The organism is Streptomyces sp. WAC06614, assembly GCF_003949795.1.
In the GTDB taxonomy this organism is placed as follows: Bacteria; Actinomycetota; Actinomycetes; order Streptomycetales; family Streptomycetaceae; genus Streptomyces.
In genome coordinates, this window is record NZ_RPRY01000399.1 from 1 (window position 1) to 5,601 (window position 5,601).

Genomic DNA, 5,601 nt, shown 5'->3' on the forward strand with positions numbered 1-5,601 from the left:
GGACATGCTGGCGGAGCTGACCAACAACCCGCCCCCGCCGCCCAGCCCCATGCGCACCGCCGTGCGCCGGGTCAAGATCTACACGCCGCTGGTCGCCCTGCTGATCCTCGTCCTGGGCATCGTCCAGCTCGTCCGCCCGCTGCCCGCGCCCAAGTTGGTCATGACGGCCAAGTCCTCCTTCAACTTCGCCGGGGACAAGCCGAGCCTGGCCTGGCCCGCCGAGGGCCAGGCCGCCGTGGCCGCGGCCGGCCTCGGCACCCTCGGCACGTACGGCGACCAGAAGCCGGTGCCGATCGCCAGCGTCACCAAGTCCATGACGGCGTACATCATCCTGCGCGACCACCCCATCAAGAAGGGTGAGAAGGGCGCGATGATCGACGTCGACAAGACGGCGGAGACCGAGGGCAAGAAGAACAACTCCACCGACAACGAGTCGACCCTCGACACGGTGAGGGAGGGCGAGAAGATCTCCGAGTACGACGCGATCGCCGCCCTCATGATCCCGTCGGCCAACAACATCGCGCGGCTGCTCGCCCGCTGGGACTCCGGCGGCGACCAGGAGGCGTTCGTCAAGAAGATGAACGACACCGCCAAGGAACTCGGCATGACCAACACCACGTACACGGACCCCTCGGGTCTGGACGCGACCACGGTCAGCACCGCCGAGGACCAGGTGAAGCTGGGTCTGAAGCTCGTCGAGATCGAGACGCTCCTCGACATCACCAAGAAGCCGAAGTGGACCGACCCCTCCGGCAAGACCTGGGACAACTGGAACCGTCTCGTCCCCTACAACGACTCGCTCGGCATCAAGACCGGTACGACCACCAAGGCCGGCGGCAACCTCCTCTGGGCGGCCCAGAAGAAGATCGGCAACACCAACCAGCTGATCGTCGGCGCCACCCTCGCCCAGCACAAGCCCTCCATCATCGACACGGTCATCGCGGCGAGCAAGCAGCTCATGATCTCCTCGCAGAAGGCGCTGACCGGCGAGGTGGTGGTCAAGAAGGGTGATGTGGTCGGATACGTCGACGACGGTGTCGGCGGCAAGACCCCGGTGGTCGCCACCGGCGACGTGCAGGCGATCGGGTGGCCGTCGCTGACGGTCGCCGTCAAGCTGGGCGACGGGGGGAACAAGATCCCGGAGTCCGCGAAGGCGGGCACCGAGATCGGCATGCTGACCGTCGGCGAGGGCGCCAGCCAGGTCAAGGTGCCCGTCGCCCTCCAGCGCGACCTCGTCGCGCCGGGCATCGGCAGCAAGCTGACCCGCGTGGGCTGACCCGCGCGGGCCGACCGGAAGAGCGGGCCGAAGCGTTCCGGCACCCCGGGCAACCCCGGGGTGCCGGAACGCGTCCTGGCACCGTGACCGGTACCGAAGGTTGGGGAGTACGTCAGTGACCACCGCCGAACAGGCACCCGAGAGCGCCGGTACGGTCGGCCGGACCCCGGCCCGGGGCCGCACGCCGGGCCAGGACCGGTCGGCCCAGGAGCCCGGCCCCGGCCGGGACCGGGCGGGCCAGGACCCGGGCCGGGACCGCGCGGGCCAGGGCCAGGGCCAGGGCCCGGAGCAGGACCCGGGCCAGGACCCCGAGCCCGGCATACGGCCGTCCGCGGCCCGCGCCCTGCGGCAGCGGGCCGAGCGCCACCCGGCCGTGACGGCCATGCTCGTGGCGGCCGTGCTGCACGTGGTCTGGTTCTACTGCTTCGCCAACAGCGGCGGTGACCTCGCCGCCCAGGACGCCTGGGCCGAGTTCGTCGGCCGGCACCCGGACTCCGCCTACAACCTCGCCTGGTACGGCGGCATGCACCCGGTCTCGTACAGCGTGGTCTCGCCGTACCTGATGCACGTCCTCGGCGTGCGGACCACGATGATGGTCGCCGGGACCGTGTCCGCGGGCCTGACCGCCCTGATCCTCTCCCGCTGCCGCGGCGCCGTCCGCTCGCCGCTGTGGCCGGCCCTGGCCGGGGTGTACGGGCTGTTCTGCAACGCCCTCTCCGGCCGGGTCACCTTCGGCCTCGGCGCCATGTTCGCCCTCGGCGCGGTCGCCGCCGCCTTCTGCTGGCCGCGCGTGTGGGCCGAGCGCCGGTGGGCCAAGGCCGCCGTGGCGGCGCTGCTCGCGGCCACGGCCACCGCGTCCAGCCCGGTGGCCGGGCTGTTCCTGGGCGTCGTGGCCGCCGCGCTGTTCCTGTCCGGGCGGCGCCCGGGGGCGTACGCGCTGGGCCTCGCGCCGGTGGCGGTCGTGGGGCTGTCGGCCTGGCTGTTCCCGTTCTCCGGCACCCAGCCGATGAAGATCGGCTCGGCCTGGGTGCCGTTCGTGTTCGCACTCGCGATCGTCTTCCTGGTGCCGCGCCGCTGGACGACCGTACGGATCGCCTCCGGGGTCTATGCGCTCGGGGTGTTCCTGACCTGGGTGATCGACTCCCAGATCGGCTCCAACGTCACCCGGATGGTCATGCTCTTCGGCGGCGCGGTGCTGGTGGCCGCCCTCCCGTACTGCGTACCGCGCACCCGGCGCTGGTACGCCCTGCTGCTCGCGATCGTCGGGATCCACGTCTGGATCACCACCAACAGCATCACGGACATCGTCCGTACCACCCCCAAGGCCGCCTGGGCGCATGAGCTGGCCCCGCTGGTCAACCAGCTCCAGCGGGCGGGCGCCGACCGCGGCCGCGTCGAGGTGGTCCCCGCCAGCAGCCACCGCGAGTCCTCCGCCTTCCCCGCGTACGTCAACCTGGCCCGCGGCTGGAACCGGCAGGCGGACCTGGAGCGCAACCCCCTCTTCTACGACGACACGCTCACCGAGGAGAGCTACCGCTCCTGGCTGGAGCGCTGGGGCGTGCACTACGTCGTCCTGCCCGCGGACAAACCCGACTCGGGCGGCGAGGACGAGGCGAAGCTGGTGCGCGAGGGGCTGCCGTACCTCCAGCAGATCTGGGGCGACGCGAACTGGCAGCTGTTCAAGGTGCACGAGCCGACCGAGCTGGTGTCCGGCCCCGCCACCCTGGTCAGGGCGGGCGCGGACCGCTGGGTGATCGACGTCCAGCGGCCCGGCCGGGTGCTGCTGCGGATCCCGCACTCGCCGTGGCTGGGTCTGGTCGACGCGAACGGCAAGCGGGTGGAGGCGCCGCAGGAGACGGCCGAGTCGAAGGAAGAGGGCCTGGTCCCCCGGCAGTACGACAACACCAGCGGCTGCCTGTTCAAGGCGGCCCCCGACGCGGCGGGCGACGTCTGGACCGAGCTGCTCGCGCCGGCGGCGGGGGAGTACCGCATCGCGGCGCCGTACCAGCTCCCGCGCGGCACAGGATGCCCGCAGGAGCTGGTGCTGAAGGCGGTGGGCGCCGAACCGGGAAGCGCGGTCCAGCGCCGCGCAGAACCGAAACCGCAGGGACCGCGGTCGTAGCGGCCGGGGGCCGCGCCGGGCGGGCTGCCCGGCACGGCCCCCGGCGGCACCCCGCCCAGGGCGGGGTGGTGTCCTAGCTCAGGCCCCGGGTGCGTTCGCCGATCCGGTCGCCCTGGGGCGCGCCCGCCCGCTTCAGCTCCGCCTTGGTGTGGACCCCGCCCTTGACCTTGCTCCGCACGGGGCCGTCGAAGCCGTGGTGCGTCGAGCGGGGTGCCCGCCCGGCGTCCAGGCCGGGGGCGCCGAGCCGCAGGTCCTGCTTCTGCTCCTTGGCCATCCCGTCGTCACTCCTTCAGGAAGCATCCAGCATCCATCCCATCGGACTATTGGGATGGTATGCAGATACCGGGGCAAATGCACCCGCTGGTGCAAGGCCCGGAAGACGCCGTCACACCTTCGCGTCCGCGTATCCGGACAACCGTTACATGACCGGCGCACGACCCCCACACGCCCCTCGTAGCGTCGATCAACGAGACGCCGAGAGGCGGAGACGCCGAGGCGCCGAGGCGCCGACACGAGGGAGACCCCATGCGTGCCACCTTCCGTACCGCTGCCGTCACGGTCGGGGTCGTCACCGCCGGGGCCGTCACCGCCGGGGCCGTCACCGCCGGGGGCGGCACCGCGCTCGCCCTCCCCGGCGCCGCCTTCGCCGCCGAAGGCCCGGCCGCCCCGCCGGCCGACCGGGCCGGCGCCACGGCCGAGGCCGCCGGCGGGGCCGCTGCCGCCCTGGTCGCCGGCGGCGCCGCCCTGGCCGCCGCCGGCGCGACGAGCCTGGGCCTCGGCCTCCTGCGCCGCGGCCGTACCGAGCGCTGAGCCCGACCTCCTGGCGTAGCCGTTCGAAGGGCCGGTTACGGTGACCTGGCGGGCGACGGCCCCGACGGCGGCGACACCAGGGGGGAGGGCCGCCAGGCATCATGGACACGACAGACCGGCCCCGGTTCCGCCTGCCCGCGTGGACGGCCACGCTGACCTGGAAGGCGGCGCTGTTCATCACCTTCATGTGCTGCGGTCTGGCCGCCCTGCTCGGCGGCCTCGTGCACAGCGCCATGGCCGCGCAGACCGCCGCCGTGGCCCGGGAGAAGGCGCTCGCCCGGCTCGAACGGATCACCACCGCCTACGAGGCGGGCGGCCGGCCCTGGCGCGGCGAGGGCATCAACCCGCCGGGCCTGCCCGAGGAACTGCGCGCCCTGGCCGCGAGCGGCCGCCGCGGCACGATCGTCGGGGAGCACCGGGGCCGCCCCGCGATGTGGGCGGCGGGCCCCGCCGACCAGGGCGTCATCGCCGCCTCCGTCGACTACAGCAGCAGCGTACGGACGCTGGCCCAGCTCGACCGGGCCATCCTCGGCTCGTCCGCGCTGGCCATCGGCGGCACGCTGGTGATGGGCGCGCTCGGCGTCACCCGGATCACCCGGCGGCTGCACCAGACCGCCCAGGTCGCGCGGCGGATCAGCGCCGGCGACCTGGACGCCCGGGTCGCCGACTCACCGCGCCGCAAGGACGAGGTCGCCGCCGTCTCCGAGGCCCTGGACGGCATGGCCGCCACCCTCCAGCGCAAGCTGGAGGCCGAGCAGCGTTTCACCGCGGACGTCGCCCACGAGCTGCGCACCCCGCTGACCGGCCTGAACGCGGCCGCCGAACTGCTCCCTCCGGGCCGGCCCGCGGAACTCGTCCGCGACCGGGTGCGTGCCATGCGCGCCCTGACCGAGGACCTGCTGGAGATCTCCCGCCTGGAGACGGGCGCCGAACGCCTGGACTGCGCCCCCCACGACCTGGCGGACCTGGCCGCCCGCACCATCCGCGCCTCCGGCACGGACACCGCCCTGCACCTGGTGGAACCGGCCCGCGTGGAGACCGACCGCCGCCGCCTGGAACGCATCCTGGGCAACCTGATCGCCAACGCCCACAAGCACGGCGCACCCCCGGTCACGGTGACGGTCACCGGGACCACGGTGACGGTCACCGACGCGGGCCCCGGCTACCCCCCGTACCTCCTGGCGGCGGGCCCCCAACGCTTCCGCACGGAAGGCACCAACAAGGGCCACGGCCTGGGCCTGACCATCGCCGCCGGCCAGTCCGAAACCCTGGGCGCCACCTTGACCTTCACCAACCCGCCCACCGGCGGCGATGGTCAGGCCCAGGCCGTGGCCCTTGTTGGTGCCTTCCGTGCGGAAGCGTTGGGGGCCCGCCGCCAGGAGGTACGGGGGGT

At 73.5% G+C, this 5,601-nt stretch carries 5 protein-coding genes; 4 read left to right on the forward strand and 1 reads right to left on the reverse strand.

Translation table 11 applies throughout. The features are described from left to right. Both EF918_RS31650 and EF918_RS31655 read left to right on the forward strand, forming a co-directional pair. The coding region (locus EF918_RS31650) for a D-alanyl-D-alanine carboxypeptidase family protein (RefSeq protein WP_148141295.1) at window positions 1-1,276 on the forward strand (1,276 nt) is incomplete at its 5' end. A gap of 115 nt (window positions 1,277-1,391) precedes the next feature. After that, window positions 1,392-3,398 (forward strand): MFS transporter, encoded by a 2,007-nt coding sequence (locus tag EF918_RS31655; protein ID WP_260610846.1) that lies wholly within the window; start codon window positions 1,392-1,394, stop codon window positions 3,396-3,398. 73 nt (window positions 3,399-3,471) lie between these two features. Here EF918_RS31655 and EF918_RS31660 read toward each other — a convergent pair whose 3' ends face one another. Then, a complete protein-coding gene (locus EF918_RS31660) occupies window positions 3,472-3,672 on the reverse strand; it encodes a hypothetical protein (RefSeq protein ID WP_260610847.1) in 201 nt (66 codons plus the stop codon). 251 nt (window positions 3,673-3,923) lie between these two features. Here EF918_RS31660 and EF918_RS31665 point away from each other — a divergent pair, with 251 nt between their 5' ends. Further along, window positions 3,924-4,208, forward strand: coding sequence for a hypothetical protein (locus EF918_RS31665; protein ID WP_125652361.1), 285 nt, complete (start codon window positions 3,924-3,926; stop codon window positions 4,206-4,208). Window positions 4,209-4,309: 101 nt separating this feature from the next. Continuing rightward, on the forward strand, window positions 4,310-5,601 hold a 1,292-nt coding region (locus EF918_RS31670; RefSeq protein ID WP_148141296.1), incomplete at its 3' end, for a HAMP domain-containing sensor histidine kinase.

Bases quoted from the DNA above. Each gene is read 5' to 3' on its own strand.
- EF918_RS31665 (WP_125652361.1), top strand. From the start codon at position 3,924: ATGCGTGCCACCTTCCGTACCGCTGCCGTCACGGTCGGGGTCGTCACC.
- EF918_RS31660 (WP_260610847.1), bottom strand. From the start codon at position 3,672: ATGGCCAAGGAGCAGAAGCAGGACCTGCGGCTCGGCGCCCCCGGCCTG.